Annotated in this window: 16 protein-coding genes and 1 pseudogene; 9 read left to right on the top strand and 8 right to left on the bottom strand. The window is 64.5% G+C overall.

Annotated elements, in window-relative coordinates; all coding sequences use genetic code 11:
• On the bottom strand, positions 1–5,172 hold a 5,172-nt coding region (locus WA702_RS24505), incomplete at its 3' end, for a methyl-accepting chemotaxis protein (protein WP_425113132.1).
• 376 nt (positions 5,173–5,548) lie between these two features.
• Between WA702_RS24505 and WA702_RS24510 the strand changes: the two genes are divergently transcribed.
• Both WA702_RS24510 and WA702_RS24515 read left to right on the top strand, forming a co-directional pair.
• Complete coding sequence (locus WA702_RS24510; RefSeq protein ID WP_425113133.1) at positions 5,549–5,923, top strand: Hpt domain-containing protein; 375 nt, start codon at positions 5,549–5,551, stop codon at positions 5,921–5,923.
• Positions 5,924–6,006: 83 nt separating this feature from the next.
• A complete protein-coding gene (locus WA702_RS24515) occupies positions 6,007–6,327 on the top strand; it encodes a 2Fe-2S iron-sulfur cluster-binding protein (RefSeq protein ID WP_425113134.1) in 321 nt (106 codons plus the stop codon).
• Between the two features lie 121 nt (positions 6,328–6,448).
• Here the strand turns inward: WA702_RS24515 and WA702_RS24520 are convergent, their stop codons facing one another.
• Complete coding sequence (locus tag WA702_RS24520) at positions 6,449–6,919, bottom strand: acyl-CoA thioesterase (RefSeq protein ID WP_425113135.1); 471 nt, start codon at positions 6,917–6,919, stop codon at positions 6,449–6,451.
• 179 nt (positions 6,920–7,098) lie between these two features.
• Here WA702_RS24520 and WA702_RS24525 point away from each other — a divergent pair, with 179 nt between their 5' ends.
• The 3 genes from WA702_RS24525 to WA702_RS24535 all read left to right on the top strand — a co-directional run bounded on the left by WA702_RS24525 (position 7,099) and on the right by WA702_RS24535 (position 9,626).
• Positions 7,099–8,127, top strand: coding sequence for an NAD(P)/FAD-dependent oxidoreductase (locus tag WA702_RS24525; RefSeq protein ID WP_425113136.1), 1,029 nt, complete (start codon positions 7,099–7,101; stop codon positions 8,125–8,127).
• A gap of 137 nt (positions 8,128–8,264) precedes the next feature.
• Positions 8,265–8,843, top strand: coding sequence for a DUF2147 domain-containing protein (locus WA702_RS24530; protein WP_425113137.1), 579 nt, complete (start codon positions 8,265–8,267; stop codon positions 8,841–8,843).
• A gap of 435 nt (positions 8,844–9,278) precedes the next feature.
• Positions 9,279–9,626, top strand: coding sequence for a hypothetical protein (locus WA702_RS24535; RefSeq protein ID WP_425113138.1), 348 nt, complete (start codon positions 9,279–9,281; stop codon positions 9,624–9,626).
• A gap of 133 nt (positions 9,627–9,759) precedes the next feature.
• Here the strand turns inward: WA702_RS24535 and WA702_RS24540 are convergent, their stop codons facing one another.
• From WA702_RS24540 to WA702_RS24555, 4 genes are all read right to left on the bottom strand, one after another.
• Entirely contained in the window at positions 9,760–10,020 is a 261-nt protein-coding gene (locus WA702_RS24540) for a DUF1488 domain-containing protein (protein WP_425113139.1), read from the bottom strand.
• A 45-nt stretch (positions 10,021–10,065) separates the two neighbouring features.
• Positions 10,066–11,322: an ABC transporter substrate-binding protein gene (locus WA702_RS24545; RefSeq protein WP_425113140.1), complete on the bottom strand. Its 1,257-nt coding sequence runs from the start codon at positions 11,320–11,322 to the stop codon at positions 10,066–10,068.
• Between the two features lie 127 nt (positions 11,323–11,449).
• Positions 11,450–13,411, bottom strand: coding sequence for a hypothetical protein (locus WA702_RS24550; RefSeq protein ID WP_425113141.1), 1,962 nt, complete (start codon positions 13,409–13,411; stop codon positions 11,450–11,452).
• Between the two features lie 70 nt (positions 13,412–13,481).
• Complete coding sequence (locus WA702_RS24555; RefSeq protein WP_425113142.1) at positions 13,482–14,555, bottom strand: lysylphosphatidylglycerol synthase transmembrane domain-containing protein; 1,074 nt, start codon at positions 14,553–14,555, stop codon at positions 13,482–13,484.
• Positions 14,556–14,928: 373 nt separating this feature from the next.
• Between WA702_RS24555 and WA702_RS24560 the strand changes: the two genes are divergently transcribed.
• Positions 14,929–15,435, top strand: coding sequence for a ferritin-like domain-containing protein (locus WA702_RS24560; protein WP_425113143.1), 507 nt, complete (start codon positions 14,929–14,931; stop codon positions 15,433–15,435).
• Between the two features lie 192 nt (positions 15,436–15,627).
• Entirely contained in the window at positions 15,628–17,043 is a 1,416-nt protein-coding gene (locus tag WA702_RS24565) for an MFS transporter (RefSeq protein WP_425113144.1), read from the top strand.
• Between the two features lie 5 nt (positions 17,044–17,048).
• Here WA702_RS24565 and WA702_RS24570 read toward each other — a convergent pair whose 3' ends face one another.
• On the bottom strand, positions 17,049–17,483 hold the full coding sequence (locus WA702_RS24570) for a hypothetical protein (protein ID WP_425113145.1): 435 nt from the start codon (positions 17,481–17,483) through the stop codon (positions 17,049–17,051).
• 176 nt (positions 17,484–17,659) lie between these two features.
• Here WA702_RS24570 and WA702_RS24575 point away from each other — a divergent pair, with 176 nt between their 5' ends.
• Entirely contained in the window at positions 17,660–18,271 is a 612-nt protein-coding gene (locus tag WA702_RS24575) for a hypothetical protein (protein WP_425113146.1), read from the top strand.
• An 86-nt stretch (positions 18,272–18,357) separates the two neighbouring features.
• Positions 18,358–18,945: a YdcF family protein gene (locus WA702_RS24580; RefSeq protein ID WP_425113147.1), complete on the top strand. Its 588-nt coding sequence runs from the start codon at positions 18,358–18,360 to the stop codon at positions 18,943–18,945.
• Positions 18,946–18,955: 10 nt separating this feature from the next.
• Here WA702_RS24580 and WA702_RS24585 read toward each other — a convergent pair.
• A pseudogene (locus tag WA702_RS24585) lies at positions 18,956–19,122 on the bottom strand (PLP-dependent aminotransferase family protein); the annotation flags it as partial.

Consider the following 19,122-nt stretch of genomic DNA (forward strand, 5'->3'; position numbering starts at 1 on the left):
GCGCATGCGGGGGGCCTCGTTGCGCCCGCCGGCCGCCACTGCGATCGGCTCCTCCTGGCGAACATCCTGACGGACCTCCTGGCGCACGGTTGTCGTCGCGGTCCGGGTGGCGCCAGCTGCCACCACGTCGAGCCCGCGGCCGTGCTGAGCCACGATGCGGTTGAGCTCGGCAAGCGCTTCGATCTGGTCGACGATCACCTTGCGCATCTGCGAGGTGCTCTCGGCCGCCTCCTGCGGCATCTCCAGCACGCCGCGCCGGAGTTCGTTGCGGGTCGCCTCCAGCTCGGCCTGCATCTCGCCGGCCATCTGCTTCATGCTTCCGACCAGGTTCGCGAACCGCTCGGCCGACTGTTTGAACATCGCGTCGGATTCCTGCGTGCCCTGCTGATAGATCTCGTGCAGGGACGCAGCCGTTAGCCTGCGCTCTTCCTCCGCGTTGGCGCGGATCGCCTCGAACTGACGGCTGATCGCGGTCGCGCCGGAGCCGGCGGTCTCCGCCACCACGCGGGCGATGTCGCGCGCGCGTTCCTCGGCAGCCGCTAGCGACTCGTCGAGCAGAGTGGTGAAGCGCGACAGCCGCTGGTCGAGATCGGCGGTACGCAGATCGATGGTCGTGACCAGCGATTCCAATGTCGTCTTGCGCTCGCCGATCGAGACCGTCGCCTCGCGGTTGCTCTGGTCGATCACTGCGGCCGCCTCGAGCAGCGCCTTGCCATGGGCGTCGAACTGGGTCGACAGCCCATTGAGGTTCTCGAGCGCACCGGCGGTCTTGCTGTTGAACAGGCCGAGCTGATCCTGCAGTGCTTCCGTCGCAGCGCCGTTGCGCGAGGTGACGTCGTTCATCGCGGACACGAAGTCGGCGACGCGGGTCACCAGCGCCCGCTCGAGCGAGTTCAGATTGTCGTGGGCGCCGGTCAGCACCTCCTGCAGCAGGATGTTGCCTTCACGCAGCCGCTCGAACAGAGCGACCGTATCGGTGCGCAGGATCTTGCTGGTCTCCTGCATCTCGGTCACCGCCGCGACCGAGACCTGGCGCGACTGCTCGATCGCCGCCCGCGAGGATGTCTCCAGCTCTTTCAGCGACTTGCTGATCGCAGTGGTCGCGATCTCGCCTGCCGAGGTGATGGTGCGTGCAACATCGGAGCTGTTGCCGATCATCGCCTGGGAGAACGCCTGGCCGCGGGTTTCGATCGTCTTGAGCGCGTCCGAGGTGGCGCGCTCGATCTCGACCGAGAGGAGCTGGGTCTTGGAGCCAAGTGCCTCGACCAGCGCGCCGCGCTTGCCGTCGATGATCTGCGACAGGCGGTCGGCCTGCTGCGCCACATAGGTGACGATCTCGTCGGTCTTGCCGGTCATCGCCGAGCCGAACGAATTGCCGGCGGCGAGCACCGAGCGCTCGATCTCCGTCGAGGTCGACTTCACCCGGGTCGAGACCTCGTTGGAGGCCGCGACCAGCGCGTTATGGGCGTTGAGGGCGCTGGTCTGGATATTGTCCGTGGTGCTCGCGGCGACCGCGTTGATCGAACGTTCGATCTCGACGGTGATGGCCTTGAGCTGGCCGGCTGTCTCGCCCGAGGCGGCCGTCAGCATGGTCTGGGCGTCGCGCGCGCTGCCGATGATCGCAGCCACCGTTTCGCCCGATGCGGCCGTCAGCAGGCTCTGCGCCTCGCGCGCTCGGCTAATGATCCCGGCCGTGGTCTCGCTCGATGTCTCGGTCAGGACGGTCTGGGCCTCCCGCGCGCTGCCGGCGATGGCGGCCGCGGTTTCGGTCGACGTCGTGGTCAGCGAGGTCTGGGCTTGGCGTGCGCTGTTGAGGATCGCCGCGGCGGTATCAGCGCCGACGGACGAGAGCGCGCGCTCGACGTCACTTGCCAGTGACTTGACGTGGTTGGCGGTCTCGGACGACGCCGCGATCAACGTGTTCTGCGCCTCCCGCGCGCTGCCGACGATCGATGTCGCCGTGTTGGCGCTGACCGCGGAGAGCGCACGCTCGACGTCTGCCGCCAGCGACTTGACATGGTCGGCGGCTTCGGAGGAGGCCGCGGTCAAGGTTCCGTGGGCGTCGCGGGCGCTGTTCACGATCGAAGATGCGGTGTTGGTGCCGGCCGCCGACAAGGTGCGCTCGATGTCGACTGCCAGCGACTTCACGTGGTTCGCCGCTTCCGACGACGAGTTGATCAGCGCGGTCTGTGCCTCGCGGGCGCCGCCGGTGATCGCCTCGGCCGTGGCCGTGCTGGCGAGCGTCAGCGAGCGCTGCACGTCGGCAGTAAGCGCCTTGACCTGGCCAGCGGCTTCATTCGACGCTGCCAGCAGCGTGCCCTGCGCCTCGCGGGCGCTCGCGGTGATGACCTCGGCAGTCGTGGTGCCGGCAAGCGACAGCGACCGTTGCAAGTCGTCGGCGAGTGCCTTGACCTTGTCGGTGGCATCAGAAGACGCCGTGACGAGCGTGGTCTGCACCTCGCGCGCACTGGCAATGATCGCCGCAGCGGTCGCCGAGCCCGCAGCCGAAAGGGAGCGCTCGACGTCCGCCGACAGCGACTTGATCTGATTGACCGTATCGCCGGAGCTGGTGACCAGCGTGGTCTGGGCTTCGCGTGCGCTTGCCAGGATCGAACTGGCGGCGCCGTCGCCGGCGGTGGTGAGCGCGCGCTCCACCTCGGCGGAGGTCGATTTGAGCTGCGTGCTGAGGTCGGTCGTGACGGTGGTGAGCTGGGTGCCGACATCGCTCGACACCGTGAGCAGGGCCTGCTGCGCGGAACGGGCCCCGGTCTGGATGGTCTCGCTGGTATTGACCACGAGGTTGGTCAGCGCGCGCTCGGCATCCTCGACATGCGAGCGGATGCTGGCCGACAGCAATTCCGCGCGGCTCATCAGGTCTTCGCTGGCCTGGCGTCCGCTGCTTTCGATGCGGCCCGCGACGGCCTCGACGCGCGAGCCGAGCAGGTCCTCGAACTGCGAGACGCGGCGGTCGATATCGGTGGCGACCGAGCCGACCTTGGTGTCGATGCTGTGGTGGATCTCCTGGAAACGGGCGGTCACGGCGTCCGTGAGCTGCACGCTGGAGCCGTTGATCGTCTCCGACACGGTGGTGATGCGCTGATCGATCGCCTCCAGCGCCTCGGCTGTGCCGTCATGGAGCGAGGTGGTGAGCACGGTGAGGCGGGAGTCGATCGAATGGATCGCCTGCGCGGCGCCGTCGGTCAGCGAGGAGGTGAGCACGGTGAGGCGCGAATCGATCGACTGGATCACCTGCGCCGCACCGTCGGTCATCGACGTGGTCAGCGCGCCGAGCCGACCCTCAATCGTCGCGGTCACGAACTGGGCGCGCGTGTCGAAGGTGTCGCCGAGCGTCTTCAGCCGGCCGTCGACGGCTTCGTCGAACGAGCGCATCTTGGTGTCGAGGGCGGCATCGAGATTGGTGATCCGCGTCTCGATCGTGGTCTCGAACTGCGACAGGCGCTGATCCATCGTGGCGGTGATCGATCCGCCGTTCACGCTGAGCTTGTCGTCGAAATTGTCGACATAGGTCTTGAGGCTGTCGGCGATCTCCTGGGTGCGCTGGCCCATGCGCTCCACGATCTCGCCGCCGAACGTCTTCACGGTCCGGTCGAATTCAGTGATATGGCGGGTGATCAGCGCGCCGAGCGTCGACGAATCGCGGGCGAACCGCTCGACAAGATCGGTGCCCTGGTTCCGCACCAGCTCGTCGAAGGCGTTCATCTGCAGCGACAGCGAGTCGTGCGCGGTTTCGGTCTGGCCCACCACCTTGGCGACCAGGGAGTTGACGGTGGCATCGAGCGATTCGCTTGCCTTCTCGCCGCTGCTGAGGATGTGCCCGGACAGCCGCTGGCTGGCGTCGTCGATCTTGCTCACGAGATCGCCGCCGCGCAGCTCGAGCTCCAGCAACAGCGAGTCGCCGGAGGTCTTCAGCGAATCATGCACCTGCTCGGTGCGCATCGAGATGCCGTCGACGATGCCGGCCGCGCGCTGCTCGAATTCTGCGGTGATGCGGTCGATGCGGTCGTTCAGCAACTCGTGGACGCGGTCCGAGAGATCGGCGAACTCGTCGTGGACGTGGCCGGTCTTGAAGTTCAGGCTGCTGGTCAGCCGCTCGGAAGCGTCGAGCACCGCGCGGGTGGTTTCTGCGCTGGCTTCCTCGAGCCGGTCGAGCAGGTCGCCGCCGCGCTCGCCCAGCGCCAGAATCATGTTGTCGCCGGCGTTGCTCAGCGCACTCGTGATGTGAGCGCCGCGCTCCTCAAGCGCACCTGTGATGCTCTTGGCGACCTCGTCGACGCGCGAGGCGATCGCATCCGAGATCAGCGCGATATCGTGGCGAAGGTCGATCTGCACGCCGGAGATGGCGCTGCGAACCTGCTCGGCTTGGCCGACCAAATTGTCGCGCTGATGGGCGATGTCCTGGAGCAGGGCGCGGATGCGGACTTCGTTGTCGCTGTAGGCGCGTTCGAGTGCGGAGACCTCATTGGCCACCAGCGCTTCGAGCTCGCCGGCGCGCGCGATCGCGCGCTCGACGCCGTCGCCCATCGCGGCGACCTCGCGGCGTATCGCCTGGCCCACGGTGACCATCGAATCGGAAGCGGCGCCTTCCGGCTCGGAAAATCGGATCGCGACCTGCGCCATCGATTGCGCGATCAGCCGCATCTCCTGACCCTGCCAGGCAAAGTTTGCAAGGAAGTAGAACAGTAGGATCGGCGCACAGAAGATAGCCGCAAGGCCAGCGAGAATCAGGATGCCGCCGTTCTGACCGATCACACTTTGCAGCGACGACCAGAAGCCGAGGGCGAGCAGGCCGCAGCCGACGACCCACACCACGGTAAAAACCGTGGGGAGCAGGCGCGAGGGACGGCCCTTCTGGATGGCCTGGAGCAGCTGGCCGATGGTCTCGCGGTCATCATTGGCGGCCGGCCGGCGGGCGATGAGCGGCGGCGGATCGTTTGCGTCGAACGCCGGTCGTTCCGAGGCTGGGCCCGGACGCAGCTCGAAATTGTCGCCAAAGCCCGGCGTTCCGGTCGGCATGCTCGGCGGCGTCCCGTCGCCACGCATCGATCCCTGAGATCCCTCAGCCCCCGACACGTCGCTGATGTTCAAAGCCTCCTGAATGGCCGACAGCGCGACTTCAGTCGGGTCTTTGACCTTCTTGGGGGTGTTCGCCATGGTGAGTTCGAGCCCTCGTCTTTTCAATCCGGTGAGCCGCGCACGAGTGTGCCCCCTCGCAGGCTCGGAACCGGATTCATCCTCCACGGGCGCCAAGCGCGGCAACCGCCGGCCAGCCCGCTCCATCCAGGCGTCATTCTATTGGCTGTGCGAGGTGAAAGAAATGGTCGCGATTAAGAGATTATTAATCATCGTTAACAGCGGCCAGCGGTAACGCATTACAAGTCCTGCTAGTTCCGCTTTTCTTCACGATTAGGGCGTAGGTGCGCCGGAAACGAGGCTGCCCCACGGCAAAATTTAGGTAAGGATGCATTAACCATTGTCGTGCTTGGCTCGGCGGACGCGACTCGCTGCGCGCACTGATTTGGACCGACTCATGTCGCCTGACCTGCAATGGATCGACTGGATGCCTTCGCCGCCGCTGGTTCCCGACGACGGACCTATCAGCCTCCACCAGCTCCGCAGCATGACGCTGGGTGACACGGAGCTCGAGCGCGAGGTGCTGTCGATGTTCGCAGCCCAGTCGGCGCGTCTGTTCGCCCGGCTCACCACGCTGCCTGACGACGCCGCGGCGGTCGCGCACACGCTAAAAGGATCGGCGCAGGCGATCGGCGCAGCCGACGTCGCCGACGCCGCGCAGGCACTGGAGACTGCGATCCGCACCGGCAATCCGACCCGCGCACTGGCCGAGCTCGGCTGTGCGGTGGCCGAAGCGCGGAGCGCGATCGAGGACATGCTCGGGCCGTCCTGACGGACGCTTCAGCCCGCACTAGCGCGGAACGGGGCGAGCCGTTATAGGACACCCCAACCCTTCCTTCCGCAGCACGAGCACACATGGCCAAGATCAACTTTGTCGACCACACCGGCGCAACCCGCACCGTGGAGATCGAGAACGGCGCGACCGTGATGGAAGCGGCGATTCGCAATGCCATCCCCGGCATCGAGGCCGAGTGCGGCGGCGCCTGCGCCTGCGCCACCTGCCATGTCTATGTCGAGGAGACCTGGCGCGAGAAGGTCGGTCCGCCGTCGCCGATGGAAGAGGACATGCTCGATTTCGGCTATGATGTGCGGCCGAATTCGCGTCTCTCCTGCCAGATCAAGGTCACCGACGAGCTCGACGGGCTTACCGTCTCTACGCCCGAGCGGCAGGCCTGATCTCGAGCTGATCTCCTCTCTTGTTTGAGCATGATCTCCGCGCAAACGCCCTTGGCGTTTGTCGCGAGGAAAACCGGTTTCCACTTTTCCGGATCATGCTTGAGCGCCGGTCTGCCCGCGCTCAACTGAAATTTGGTGGCGTCACCGCCACGCCACGCCGCAGCCAGGGCTGAAAGGCCTTGACCAGCTCTGCCGTCAGCGGCGTCGGCTTGCGCGTCTCCTCGTTGATCAGCACCATCGTCGCCTGCGCCGAGGCGACGCATCGCTGGTCCGAGAACACGACCTGATCGCAGGTCACGGACGTCCGGCCGAACTTGACGATTCCGAGCCCGAGCTCGATTGTCCCCGGCCAGCGCAGCTCGGCGCGGAAATGCATGTCGAGCCGCACCATGATCCAGGCCAGCCCTGGCTGCAGCAAGCCGTATTGCGGATCCTTCATCAGGGTCACGCGCCCGGTCTCGAAATAGGTCGCATAGACCGCGTTGTTGACGTGCTGGTTGGGATCGAGATCGCCGAAGCGCACATTGTCGCTGAGCCGGTAGGGGAAGTCCTCCAAGCGTGGCGTCGAGGCATTGAGGGCAGGCGCGTTCACCGATTGATCTCCGTCATGTCGTTCGTCCTTCGCGAGCGGTATGGTCAGTTGCGGCACGCCAGGGAAGGACATTTAAGCCTTTCCCGAAGCTTCCGTGTTGGCTAGACAGATCGGGCGCAATCTCTTGTCACCATATCCTTCCAACGCCCACGGGCGCCTCCAACCAATAAAGAAGCGACATGAGCGAAGCGATCAAGACTGACGTGCTGATCATCGGCGCTGGCCCCTGCGGACTGTTCGCCGTCTTCGAGCTGGGGCTGCTCGACATCAAGGTGCATCTCATCGACATTCTCGACAAGCCGGGCGGCCAGTGCGCCGAGCTCTATCCTGAGAAGCCGATCTACGACATTCCCGGCGTGCCGATGGTGACGGGCCATGGCCTCACCGAGGCGCTGATGGAGCAGATCAAGCCGTTCAGTCCGACCTTTCATTTCGGCGAGATGGTCGAGAAGGTCGAGAAGATCGGCGATCCCGCATTCCGCGTCACCACCGATACCGGCAAAGTGTTCGAATGCAAGGTCGTGGTGATCGCGGCCGGCGGCGGCTCGTTCCAGCCGAAGCGTCCGCCGGTGCCGGGCATCGAGGCCTATGAAGGCAGCTCGGTGTTTTACGCCGTGCGTAAGATGGAGCAGTTTCGCGACAAGAACATCGTGATCGTCGGCGGCGGCGATTCCGCGCTCGACTGGACGCTCAATTTGCATCCGCTCGCCAAGCGCGTCACGCTGGTGCATCGTCGCGATGATTTCCGCGCAGCGCCTCACAGCGTCGAGCAGATGCGCGCATTGGTGAGCTCCGGCCAGATGGACCTGCGCATCGGCCAAATCACCACGCTCGAGGGCGACAATGGCCGGCTGTCCGCAGCCATTCTCAAGGGCAATGACAATGCGGTCGAGATGATCGCCTGCGATATGATGCTGCCGTTCTTCGGTCTCACCATGAAGCTCGGTCCGGTGGCGGAGTGGGGGATCGCGCTGGAGCACAATCTCGTTCCGGTCGAGACCTCCGCCTTCGAAACCTCCGTGCCCGGCATCTTCGCGATCGGCGACATCAACACCTATCCGGGCAAGATCAAGCTGATCCTGTGCGGCTTTCATGAAGGTGCGCTGATGGCGCAGAAGGCGCATCGCTACGTCTATCCGGAGAAGCGGCTGGTGTTCCAATACACCACGTCGTCATCAAGCCTGCAGAAGAAGCTCGGCGTCAGCTAGCGTTCCGATGCGGATTGTGTCTGCATGTTCGGGCCGACGCCTGTCGCAACGGTGCCGGCCGTCGACACTGGAACGCACCTCGAAATGGCCTTAGTCTGCGGCGAACCGATCGGTGAATTGGTCAAGGTGACATGATGATGCTGAATGCGTTTTCCCGACTGCGGTTGCCGCACGCGCTCAAGTTCGTTGCCGCCGCGCTCGTGCTCGCGGCTGCGTTTGCCGTCAGGCCGGCTGCGGCGGAGGAGCCCTCCGCTGCGGGCCTGTGGCAGAAGATCGAGGACGGTGAGCCCGTGCTCTACGTGCTCGTCGTGGATCACAACGGCGTCTACGAAGGTGTGATGGCGAAGCTGTTCCCGAAGCCGGGCGATCCGCCGAATCCGACCTGCGCCAAATGCACCGACGATCGCAAGAACGCGCCCTGGCTCGGCATCTCCTTCATCCGCGACATGAAGCGGACCGGCCTGAAATACGAGAACGGCAACGTGCTCGATCCGCGCAACGGCAAGATCTACAGCGCCAAGATGACAGTCAGCCCCGATGGTCAGGAACTGACCCTGCGCGGCTATATCGGCTTCTCGCTGCTGGGTAAGGACGAAACCTGGAACCGGCTGCCGGACAGCGCGATGGCGCAGATCGATCCGGCCGTCATCGCGAAATATCTGCCGGCACAGGCGCCGGCGGCCGCAGCCAAGCCGGCCATGAGCAAGAAGAAGTAGCAGCGGGGCATCCGGGGTCGTTTAGTTCCGATTGATATAGGCGCCAGTTTCGCAACTCTCTCCGTGATGGCCGGGCTCGTCCCGGCCGTCATGTCTTGCGGCAAAGAAAGACGGCGTGGGTGCCCGGGCATAACGCTGGGCTGCCGGCATGCTACAGAGCATCCGACTCGGCTATAGAGCGTTCAAACGCGCCTTCTCGTTCTCGCGGCGCAAAACGTCAGAGCTATTCGTCTGACATGGCCCTTTCGGAAAGAGGGCCCAGGGACAGCCGGGCGTTGGCCGCACCGTCAGAGCATCGCCGCAAACTTGGTCTCAGCACGGCGAGGTCGGCACAGACAACGAAGCAAAAAACACGAGGCATTGACGCGGCCTGCGGAACCATTCCGTCGCGAGCCTATTGGCTCGCTGACACAAATCACGTCTTGGAGAACTGCAATGAAGACATTTACCATCACCATTTTGGCATCTGCGGCAAGTGCGCTTCTCATGACCGCTGCTTCCGCGGCCCCGCTGTCCACCGGAGCGTCGGTTGTCGCGGGATCGGCCGCCAGGGATAGCAACATCCAGAACGTTCGCATGGTCTGCAATGAGGACGGTCGCTGCTGGCACCAGCGTGGCGAACGCCGTGTCATCATCCGGGAGCATCGCGATGCTTACGACTACGCGCCGCGCGAGCGTTATATCGAGCGCCGCGGTTATGAAGACCGGAATTATGAAGACCGCGGCGGTATCGGCATCAGAGCGCCCGGCGTGAGCGTCGGAATCGGAACCGACAGCTACTAAGCGGTCGCGCCGAAAAGTTCGTATTGCAGAAGGTTCATATTAAAGGAGCCGCGGAGATCGTCCGCGGCTCCTTTTTGGCGGTAGGGCTATTTCGTCGAGCAGCGCTGTCTCTCAGGCTGAATTCAGAGCCGCTTTAGAAATTCGCCGCCACGAGGTCGTAAGAACCTCTGCCGCCGCGAACGTACAGCTTGGCAGCGGCGGCGCAGATCAGGTCACGATTGGCATCGAACGCGTTCAGAAGACCTGCTTCGTCGGAATGAGCATCGGGTTGGATTAGCTTCAATGCGCCTTCATCGATGAAAAATGAAGTCTCGATCGCGCTGTCATATCCCCAAAATCGCACAGCGCGACGGGTGCGGTCATATGACCGACTATAGTTTGGAAATTGGATCATGGCGTCTGTTCGTTGCCGTGACATGAAGCCCGCGGCACCAGAGGTCTATTGCGACAGCTTCACGAAGTCTGGAAACTTCAGCTTGCCTTCGGCAATTGCCTTCGGCCACACCGTGACCTGCTTGCCTTCCTGCCATTGGAAGACGAGGCCGGTGACGGTGCCGGGACCCGACTTGATGCCGTGAGTGAACTCGTCGTCGCGGCCGTAAAACTGGATGCGGCCGATCGTGCCTTCGTAGTTGGTCTTCTCCATCTCCGCGACCATCTTGTCGGGATCGGTCGAGCCGGCGCGCTGGATCGCCTCCGCGATGATGTAGACATCGTCATAGGACGTGTAGCCGGTATAGGCCGGCGGGGTGCCGAACTTGGCCTTGAAGGCCTGCGCAAACGGCTTTGTCTTCGGCGTCACCGCAACGTCGGGCGTGGCCACCGCCAGCGACGGCACGCCGTCGGCGGCGCCGTTGGTGTCGTTCCAGAACGTCGGGCTCAGCGCCTGTGCGCTGATGCCGAACATCGGGACCGGCACTTGCTGGTTCTTCCATTGCACCGTCGGCTGCACGCCGACATGCGAGATGCCCGTCACGATCACGTCGGGCTTCTTGCCTTCGATGTTGTTGAAGATCGGCGTGAAGTCGGTGGTGTCGGGCGACAAGCGGACATGATCGACCACGTTCATGCCGGCCTTTGGAAAGCAGGATTCGTAGCCGACGTCGAGCGGCTTGGTCCAAGCCGCGTCCTCGCTCATGATCGCGACGCTCTTGAGCTTGAGATTGTCGACCAGGAGATCCTTGGCGGCATCGCACACGATCTGGGCCTGCGCGGCCGAAGTGAGATAGCCGTGGAAGGTGTATTTGTTCTTCTCATAATCGTTGTGGACCGCCTTGGTGATCTCGTTCGACGCGGCGCCCGGCGTGATCATCGGCATCTTCAGCCGCGACGCCCAGGGCTCCAGCGCCAGCACCACCTCGCTGATGTAGCTCGCGATCACAGCGGAGACCTTGTCCTCGCTGACCGCGCGTTGGAAGGCGCGCACCGAATCTGCCGACGAACTCTTGTTGTCGTAAGTGACGATTTCGATCTTGCGGCCCAGGATGCCGCCCTTTGCGTTGATTTCGTCGGCGGCGATCTGCGCGCCGCCCGGCGTCGCCGCGCCCGCGATCGACTGCACCTCGGCGATCACGCCGATCTTGATCGGGTCGCCCGATTGCGCGGCGGCGGGCATGGCAGACGCGATCGCGGCGGCCGTAGCCAACAGGCCGATCGAGTGGGCAACCGGCGGCAGGCAGGCATTGAACCGAAGCATCCGTTTTCTCCCTGGACGATTTGTTGTTTTCTTTGTCGCGCTGCCGGCGATCGAGCGCTGGCGCGCAACAAGTCTACGCCTTGGGAATACGGCTTGGGAAGCTCGCAGGCTGAGGAGCGGAGTCCGTCTATTGCTGCGGTGCCGCCGGCGCCGCGGGCAACGGCAGCGGCTGGGCGTTGATCGAGGCTTCCGGCGCATCGAGGTTCAGCACTTGCGCTGCGGCCGGGAAGGCAGCATCGGCCATCGCAGCATGGCCTTCCGCCGTCGGGTGCACGGCGCCGCCATAGACCGCCGACAGCACGCCCCAGGTGGCGTCGTGAATGTCGGAGGGCTGCATCGAGGCTGGCAGGCCCTGCGGATAGGTCATGGCCGCGAAATAGCTGTCATTGGCGTCGCGGATCCAGCGGGCCCGCGGCAGGTAGGCGCGGTATTCCGCGGCGCTGCGGCCGCACAGCAGCGGCTGGTTCGCGGCACTGACGATATCGGGGTTGAAGCTGTCGCCCTTCGGCGAGAAGCATTCGCGGTCGAACGGCGGGTCGGTGTCGGCGCGGGCGCAGAAGCCGTGGTTGGCGAAGGCCGCCTGATGCGCGTCGACGAATGTCATGCGGTCGGTGCGTGGATCGCGGCACAGCACGCCGCTCGTGCATTGCGCCAGCGCCGACAACGTCGGCAGGAACTCGTTCTCGACAAAGGCAGTGACGTTGGCGAGCCGCTGCGGATTGGCATTGAAGGACGGATGGATGTCGAAGCCGGCGCGGCCGCCCGGGCAGGGGGTGCCGCCGGCCATCAGCGCTGGGTTGCCGTAGGACGTGTAGATAACGTGGGAGAGGTCGCCGACCAGCGGCTTCAGCGCCTCGCGCAGCTTGGCAAAGTCCTGCGGCAGGTCGCGCATCAGTTCGCTGCGGGAATCGTCGACCGAGCCGATCAGGCCTGAGCGCTTGAACAAGGTGCGCTCGGTCGGCGTGTCGACAATGACATCGGAGACGAGACCGGAGAAGTTGATGTCGTTGGCGCCGATCGACAGCAGCACGAGGTCGAGCTTGCGATCGGGCTGCCGGCGCTTCGCCGCAGTTAGCGCCTCGCGCAACTCTCCGAGCTGGCCGTTGACGCCGCCCTGGCAGGTCGAGAGCGAGCGGCCCGGTGTGCATTCGCGTGCACGCTGACTGCCGAACAGGCCGTCGGCGATGGTCGCCCCGGTGCAGGCCAGCGGCAGATAGGTGACCGCCATGTGCGGATAGCGCACCGCGAGCGCCAGGGCGGTGCGGGTCTGGTAGGAATACAGCGAACGATGGCAGGCGGCATTGAACCACAGCGCGCTGTAGCGCTGCCAGTTCTGCAAGGTGTCCGGCGCCTCGCAGGCGCGCCCGCCCTTGAAGCCGGCGCGGCTCGGCCGGTAATATTGCCCGGCGGTGCCGCCGAGATAAGAGCGAAAGCAGAAGCCTTCATCCGACAGCGCGATCGCGCGGTCCGGGTTGCCCTCGCCGGAGGCGATGCTGTCGCCGAGGCCGGCGATGAAGACGTCGCGCACCTCGATGCCGGTGGACAGCCGCTGCGGCGCATCGGGTCCGGACGAGACGTCTACGGTGGCGACGGTCTGGCGGCCGTAGCGCACGCGCAGGTTGACCGGCTCGGCACAGTCGAAGGTCTGCGATTGCGGACCGTCACCGTCGTCAAACGACCAAGCGCAGGTGGCGCCGACTGGAACCGCTCCCGACAGCCGCACGGTGATCGGATGATCGATCGGCGTCAGGTAGTTTTCCTTGACGTTATCCCGGGTGCAGGGCTGGTTGATGCGGCCGGCAAGGTCGATGCACAGGCGGTTGACGACATTGCGGGCCCAGCCGCGGCCGTCGCTCTGCAGCTCCAGTCCCTGCTCGGCGGCGAGAATGCTGCGGTCGCGGGCGGCCTCGACATGAAGCTGGAAGTCCCGCTCTTCGCGGAACAGGCGGAAGCGGTTGCGGACCTCCCAGGTGATCTGCATCGGCGCGCCGGCGCCGAACTGCGCGGCCGCCGGATGCAGCGAAGACATCTGCAGCGTGCAGGCGAGCGCAAGCGCTGCAATCGTGAATCGAAAGCGAAATCGGATCATGGCGCGACGTTTCACGTCAGAGTTGGGGCGGAAATAAGAGGATCATGCCTCTTGCGTCACGTCCGCTGCTTTATCCCTGCGACTGCCGCTTCACCCGCTGCGGGACCGGTGCCGGGGCGGCGGATGATGATTGATGAAAGGTTCCGTTGAGCTTCCGGCGCTGCTGCCACGGCATCACCACGTTCATCCAAAGCTCGCGGGCGCCCATGATCGAGATCGCCGTTCCGAATGGGATGATGAAATAGAGCACGCGGAACACCAGCACAGTGGCGATCAGCTTCTCTTGCGGGAACTGCGGCAGCGCCAGCAGCATGGCGGCGTCGAACACGCCGATGCTGCCGGGCGCATGGCTAGCGAAGCCGAGCAGGGTCGACAGGATGAACACCACCGCGAGCGACAGGAAATCGATCGGCGGGTCTGACGGCATCAACAGGTACATCGCCAGTGCACAGAAGCCGAGATCGACCACGCCGATCAGGATCTGCACGAAGGTGAGCTGGATCGAGGGCAGCACCACCTTCCAGCCGTTCTGGCCCAGCTGACGCCGGTTCTTGCCGAGCGCGAGCCAGCCGAGATAGGCCAGGATGGCGCCGATCAAGCCGATGGCGATGAGCTGGTTCACGGCGGCCGGGAGCTGGTCCATGGTGGAAGCCGCCCCCGGGTGCAGCGCCATGCCGATGCCGAGGACGAAGATGTTGCCGAGCCAGAAGGTCAGCCCGGACAAAAAGCAGATCTTGGCGACGTCGATCGCACTCAGGCCGTAGTCGGAATAGATCCGGAAACGGATTGCGCCGCCGGTGAAGACGGTGGCCCCGATATTGTGACCGATCGAATAACTGGTGAACGCGGACATCGCCGCGATCCGGTATGGGATGTGCTTCTTGCCAATCGTTCGCAATGCGAAAAAATCGTAGAAGGTAAGCGTGCAGAACGCACCGACCACGCACAGCGCCGCCAAGGCGATATGAGATGGCGGAATATCCTTCAGCGCAGTCAGGATCTTCCCGGCACTATCGACCTTGAGCCGCTTGACGAGAGTCGTGATGGCAAACGCGATGATCGCGATGCTTGCCGCGACACCAAACCGCTTCCAGCCGATCCATTTCTTGAAACCGCGCCCAAGCGCGGTCAGCAGTCGCTGCATTCATCCTCCCGGCGGGGCGGCTTTAAAACTTGGAAATCGGCGGAAACCATTGCGTGAGCGGCGGCAGGCGCGATTGAGGCAGTTCCTTAAGCCAAAAAGCGGCGTTTGTGCAGTCCTTGACAACACTACCTTTGACTTTAGCGATGGGCACCTGTCACACGCCAGACACATATCCATTCGCCTAACATAAGTCTTAATCGGCTTCGGCCAACGCCCGCTTGCAGGACGGGTTCCGAACCTCGGGGCGCTCAGCGCATGGCCCACTTCGGAACATCCGCTGCGGCCATTGGTTAGCCGATCGTAGCCACGTCAACATGGCACGCATGGGCCGGGGAGGGGGTCCATCCACGTTCCCAACAAAAAGGATAACGCGATGGGACTGTTTACCAAAGACATCAAGACGATGAACGATCTGTTCGTCCACCAGCTCCAGGATATCTATTACGCCGAGAACCAGCTCGTCAAAGCACTGCCGAAAATGGCCGAGAAGGCGACCGACAAGCAGCTGAAGCAGGGCTTCTTGACCCATCTCGACGAGACCAAGACGCATGTGCAGCGGCTGGAGCAGGTGTTCAAGATGCATGGTGTCGAAGCCAAGGCGGTCGACTGCCCGGCGATCGACGGCATCATCGAGGAAGCCGACGAGGTCGCCGGCGAGGTGGCCGACAAGGCGGTGCTCGACGCTGCGCTGATCAATGCCGGCCAAGCCGCCGAGCATTACGAAATCACCCGCTACGGCAGCCTGATCGCCTGGGCCAAGCAGCTCGGCCGCAATGATTGCGCCGCCGTCCTGCAGAAGACCCTGGACGAGGAGAAGGCGACCGACAAGAAGCTCACTGCGCTTGCCGAGAGCTCGGTCAATCTGCGCGCAGCCAGCTGATCACGATAAAATATCTGCCTGAGGCAAAACGCCGCGCGGCGATCGCGCGGCGTTTTCGCCCGATCGAAGATTGCTCGATCATTCCGGACAACACGGCCGGTTCCCCGATTTCATTATTCGACGTACACCGAAGCATTCTTGCCAGCACTGGGGGTAGAACGACGTCATCCGTTCCTCCTACAGGAGTCCGGCATGAACGACAGCTCGATCGCAAGACCGGCCAGTGAGGCCGTCGACTACACATCCGACACCGGCACGCGCCTTGCCGGCGCGCTGACATTGGCGGCCATGAGCCTCGGCTATGGCGTGGTCCAGCTCGACGTCACCATCGTCAACACGGCGCTGCCGAGCATCCGTGCCTCGCTTGGCGGCGGCGTCTCCCAACTGCAATGGGTGGTGAGCGCCTACACCATCGCCTTTGCGGCCTTGATCCTGACCGCGGGCGCGCTCGGCGACCGGATCGGTGCCCGCCGCGTGTTCATGGGCGGCTTTGCGCTGTTCACCGCGGCCTCGGTCGGCTGCGCGGCGGCGCCAAACGCCCTGAGCCTGATCACTTTGCGGGGCATCCAGGGGCTCGCCGCGGCGATCCTGGTGCCGAATTCACTGGCGCTGCTGAACCATGCCTATCCGGAGCCGAAGGCGCGCGGCCGCGCGGTGGCGATCTGGGCCGCAGGCGCCAGTCTTGCGTTGACCGCCGGACCGTTCGTCGGCGGCATCCTGATCGCGCTCACCGGCTGGCGTGCGATCTTCCTGGTCAATCTGCCGATCGGGCTCGCCGGATTGTGGCTGGCGCGTACCTATGCGCAGGAGACGCCGGCGCACGCGGGCCATGAGATCGATCTGCAAGGCCAGTTGGCGGCAATTGTGGCGCTCGGCGCACTTGCGGCCAGCCTGATCGAAGGCGGCACGCGCGGCTGGACCGACCCGTTCGTATTGACGGGCTTTGCGCTCGCCATCGTTGCCGGAATCCTGTTCGTGCTGGGGGAGGCGAAGGCGAGGCAGCCGATGCTGCCGCTGTCCCTGTTCGGAGATCGGCTGTTCTCGGCGTGCGCGCTGGTCGGCCTGCTCGTGAACATCGCGGTTTATGGCCTGATCTTCGTCTTCAGCCTGTACTTCCAGGAGATCAACCATCTCTCTGCATTCGTGACCGGATTGGCGTTCGTGCCGATGCTCGCCGTGGTGTTTCCGGTCAATCTGATCGCACCGCGCCTGGCCGAGCGGATTGGTGCGCGCGCCACCATTGCGGCCGGCGCGGTGCTGGCGGCGCTGGGTTGCGTGGCGCTGCTCACCATCGCACCGGGCACGTCGTACTGGGCAATCGGGGGGCAGTTGATCGCGATCTCCAGCGGGCTCGGCCTGTTGGTGCCGCCGCTGACTTCGACCCTGCTCGGCAGTGTCGATGCCTCGCGCTCAGGCATTGCGGCCGGCGTGCTCAATGCGACGCGGCAGACCGGCAGCGTGCTCGGCGTCGCGCTGTTCGGCTCGCTGATCGCGCAGTCAGGTGCGTTCATCTTCGGACTGCGGCTATCGCTGGTGATTTCGGCCGTGGTGATGGTTGCGGCCGCTGCCGCGATCAGTCTGCGTGCGCAACGGCCTGCCGCAGGGTGATGGCCTCATGCCTTGCGCAGGGCGAAATTGGCGCCGCAGAACGCCATCAGCGCGCCCAGACAGAGCGCCGCCGTACCGGCGAGCGCGCCTGATAGCGACGGTACCGGGCTCGGTCCAGAGATCGCCTGCCCGGTGCCGGCCAGCAGCAGCACACCGACCACGATCAGAAATCGTTGCATCCGCTTCGGAAGCTGGCCCGACACCGCACTGTGCATGATGGCGGCGATGAAATAGCCGCCGGAGAACCCAACGGTCGCGATCAACCACCAGGCCAGCGCGGAGCCGACCGGCATGAAGGTGCCGGTATCGTTGCGCCAAAGCCCGCCCAGATCGAGGCCGATCCGCGCTCCCAACATGTGCATGGCGAGCGCGAGCAGCACGCCGGCGGCCACGGCACCGGCCAGAATCAGCGGTCGCGGAAAATAAGGCGTCTCAGTCATCGCTCATTTGTAGGACAGGGCGCCTGCATGCCGCAAGGCTGCTGCTGCCGTACGGCGCATCGGAAACGTACCGAGTGGTTGCGTGAGTAAATCAAGACGCCCAGCAATCGAGCTGTTGTGGAAATCGGTCGCCAGCCGAGCTATCGCATATTTGGAGAGCAGTGGTTGGCGCTGGCATGCCAGGAGAGCGGCAGATTCACATCGAGGCAACGGCACCGGCACGGCGGGACGTGATCAGCTACGCCTACAGGGCGTCGCTGATCGGGGCCGCGCACCGATTCGAGCTGACCGATGCGGGCCTCGTCTGGCACATTGCCGGCCGCTCCGGCACTTGGCCCTATGCCGAGATCGTGTCTCTCAAGCTGTCCTATCGGCCGGTGTCGATGCAAGCGAAGCGCTTTCGTGCCGACCTGCGCAACAAAAGCGGCAGCCGTCTCAGTCTGCTCTCGACCTCCTGGCAGACCGCAGCCCTGATGGCGGCGCAGAGCGAGACGTATCGCGATTTTATCGTCGCATTGCATGCGCGCATCCGCGACGCCGGCAGCAATGCCGTGCTGACCGGTGGGCTCGGACGCAAGACCTATGGTGCGGCCCTTGGGTTGACTGCCCTGTTCGCTGTCGCGATGGCGGGGCTGCTGGTGCGCGCGCTCGCAGTTGGCGAATGGGCCGGAGTCGCGTTCCTGATCGGCTTCGCCGGGTTGTTCACCTGGCAGGTCGGCGGCTTCATTCGCCGTAACCGGCCGTGCAGTTACACGTTCGCCGATATTCCTCGTGCCTTGCTGCCGTAAGCCTGAAATGTCACGTCATCAAACGTGACTTCGGCAGCGAGCAGGATTGCGAGATGCTGCGCGTTCGACAACAGCGCAAGGCGGCGATGCCGGATCGGTCGCGACGAATACCTGATGCGGCTGAGATCGCCGCGATCAACGCCACGCATCTGATCGAGATGCCGCTGCGGCCCGCGGATCTGTTGTTCGTGTTCGGCACCCGCGTGGATGAGGCCCTGCGCGCCGAGACCGCATGCCGGCTCTGGCGCGACGCCTATTTCAAGCACGCAATCGTCAGCGGCGGCATCACGCCGGGCGGGGATGAATCCGAATGCACTGTTATCAAGCAGATGATGGTGGCGGGCGGCATTCCGGCCGATATTATCCTGGAAGAGCACCGCGCCACCAACACCGGCGAGAACGTGGTCTTCTCGCTGCCGGTGATCGACGCCGTGCTCGGGCTCGCCAATATCGACAGCGTGATCTGTCTCGGCAACACCTGGACCGCGCGGCGCTACCCGATGACGCTTCAGCGGCACTGGCCCGACGTGGAGAAACTGCTGGTGACCGTGGACGGTTTTGCGACGCCCCGCGTGCGCTGGCACACCGATCCCGAGTTCTGCCGCCGCGTCCTCAACGAATGGGACAAGATCGAACCCTACAAGGCGAAGGGCTTCATCGCCGACTGGCCGTAAGCGCCGCGCGCTATTCGGTCGTATCAAAATCCTCTTCGCGCGCCTTGAGGATGCCGGCGAGCGTCTGCAGCCCCGTCTCCAGCTGCGCCAAGGTCGGCGCGCCGAGCGCCAGCCGTACTGCGTTCGGCGCGTGGCCCGGGGCCACCGCGAATGTCGTCGACGGCGTCAGCGCGATGT

The sequence above is a fragment of the Bradyrhizobium sp. genome (genome assembly GCF_049798375.1).
In the GTDB taxonomy this organism is placed as follows: domain Bacteria; phylum Pseudomonadota; class Alphaproteobacteria; order Rhizobiales; family Xanthobacteraceae; genus Bradyrhizobium.

Excerpts from the sequence above, each read along its gene's own strand:
- WA702_RS24510 (WP_425113133.1), top strand. The coding sequence starts at position 5,549 with ATGTCGCCTGACCTGCAATGGATCGACTGGATGCCTTCGCCGCCGCTG.
- WA702_RS24515 (WP_425113134.1), top strand. The coding sequence starts at position 6,007 with ATGGCCAAGATCAACTTTGTCGACCACACCGGCGCAACCCGCACCGTG.
- WA702_RS24525 (WP_425113136.1), top strand. The coding sequence starts at position 7,099 with ATGAGCGAAGCGATCAAGACTGACGTGCTGATCATCGGCGCTGGCCCC.
- WA702_RS24530 (WP_425113137.1), top strand. The coding sequence starts at position 8,265 with ATGCTGAATGCGTTTTCCCGACTGCGGTTGCCGCACGCGCTCAAGTTC.
- WA702_RS24535 (WP_425113138.1), top strand. The coding sequence starts at position 9,279 with ATGAAGACATTTACCATCACCATTTTGGCATCTGCGGCAAGTGCGCTT.
- WA702_RS24540 (WP_425113139.1), bottom strand. The coding sequence starts at position 10,020 with ATGATCCAATTTCCAAACTATAGTCGGTCATATGACCGCACCCGTCGC.
- WA702_RS24545 (WP_425113140.1), bottom strand. The coding sequence starts at position 11,322 with ATGCTTCGGTTCAATGCCTGCCTGCCGCCGGTTGCCCACTCGATCGGC.
- WA702_RS24550 (WP_425113141.1), bottom strand. The coding sequence starts at position 13,411 with ATGATCCGATTTCGCTTTCGATTCACGATTGCAGCGCTTGCGCTCGCC.
- WA702_RS24555 (WP_425113142.1), bottom strand. The coding sequence starts at position 14,555 with ATGCAGCGACTGCTGACCGCGCTTGGGCGCGGTTTCAAGAAATGGATC.
- WA702_RS24560 (WP_425113143.1), top strand. The coding sequence starts at position 14,929 with ATGGGACTGTTTACCAAAGACATCAAGACGATGAACGATCTGTTCGTC.
- WA702_RS24565 (WP_425113144.1), top strand. The coding sequence starts at position 15,628 with ATGAACGACAGCTCGATCGCAAGACCGGCCAGTGAGGCCGTCGACTAC.
- WA702_RS24570 (WP_425113145.1), bottom strand. The coding sequence starts at position 17,483 with ATGACTGAGACGCCTTATTTTCCGCGACCGCTGATTCTGGCCGGTGCC.
- WA702_RS24575 (WP_425113146.1), top strand. The coding sequence starts at position 17,660 with ATGCCAGGAGAGCGGCAGATTCACATCGAGGCAACGGCACCGGCACGG.
- WA702_RS24580 (WP_425113147.1), top strand. The coding sequence starts at position 18,358 with ATGCCGGATCGGTCGCGACGAATACCTGATGCGGCTGAGATCGCCGCG.